Genomic DNA, 1,194 nt, shown 5'->3' on the forward strand with positions numbered 1-1,194 from the left:
GATTCCGCAACCTCAGCCACTACATCTTGCGGTCACTGATCCACTCTGGCCAACTCGCAGAACGCCTCGATGCACTCTGAATCAGGAAGAGCCCGCAATCAGTCAGACCGACACGCGAGGGCGACGATTGCCTTTCGTGACTACATCCCTCAACCGCTGGAATCAGCCTGCCCGAACCCATGGAGGCAGGCCGCAGCCCGACGGTCACGAGGGAGACGGTGTGACGGACTTCGTCGCGCTCCCGGGCGCGACCGTGGACCTGCCGGGCCGCGGGGGTGGGGTCGCGCAATTCACGGCCGCGGAATGGCAACAGCGGGCCAAGGTGGCAAGGGAGTGTGCGGCGGAGTTGGAGAGGGCAATTGAAATAGTCACCGGAGTGCTCAGCGACAACTACTTCGGCGAAGCGAAAGAGGGCAACAGATTGCACTCGCAGTTGGTAGGTGTGGTTAACGACTGGTCGCGTCAGTTGGACAAGCAGAATGATTCATTGCGAGATCTTGCTTCCGCATGTGAGGCCATGGATGCTGAGCTTCATTACGCAGACGGCTCTAGTGCAACCGATCTTCGTGCGTGAGCGCAGCTATTCGTTCTGGCTATTTCTTGGGATTAGTTTGAGCGGATTTCTTAGTGGCTGTTCGATGAACGGCACCCCGGTCACGCAATCGACTACAGGCATCATTTCCACTACCAAGGTTGCGATCCGCCAAACTGATAGTGAAGGGCGACGACTACCGTTCGACACCAAGTTCCCCGACAGGTGGAATACTGGCAATGACGGAACGCCCTACGAGCCATGCACCGCCATAAGAGATTCCGTTCTGCGGACTGCGGGCGTCAATCCTTCAACTGCGGAAGATGCTGCGCTGGCCAACTATCAGACACTTCGTGGTTGCATGTGGCGCTATGAAGGCACCCGTCACGGATTCATATCGCAGGTCGTCGCTAACTCGGAACCTTTAGCCGAGTACAAGAAGCGTCAGTCCGTCATTATTCGCTGGTTCCCCAACACATCGATCAATGGTCGAACAGTCGCAGTCGGCGCGTTTCAAGGACCAAAACGGTGTCTGACGATCGTCGACACCGGACGATCTCACGTCACCACTAGTGTCGCGTTTCGTTAGTTGGTTTTCGGTTGAGCTTTCTTGAGAATCTCCTCGACCGGTTTCGTCCACACGAAGGGGTGTTTGCGGTCGT

2 protein-coding genes are annotated in these 1,194 nt (G+C 56.9%); both read left to right on the forward strand.

What is annotated here, in order from left to right:
• The first annotated feature begins 220 nt into the window (after positions 1-220).
• Positions 221-574, forward strand: a complete 354-nt coding sequence (locus ACWDSI_RS20465; RefSeq protein ID WP_449757689.1) for a hypothetical protein — start codon at positions 221-223, stop codon at positions 572-574.
• A complete protein-coding gene (locus tag ACWDSI_RS20470; RefSeq protein WP_449757690.1) occupies positions 522-1,121 on the forward strand; it encodes a DUF3558 family protein in 600 nt (199 codons plus the stop codon). The genes ACWDSI_RS20465 and ACWDSI_RS20470 overlap by 53 nt, the downstream gene beginning before the upstream one ends.
• Positions 1,122-1,194: the final 73 nt, after the last annotated feature.

The sequence above is a fragment of the Gordonia sp. NPDC003429 genome (assembly GCF_053588575.1).

Bases quoted from the DNA above. Each gene is read 5' to 3' on its own strand.
- ACWDSI_RS20470 (WP_449757690.1), top strand. From the start codon at position 522: ATGCTGAGCTTCATTACGCAGACGGCTCTAGTGCAACCGATCTTCGTG.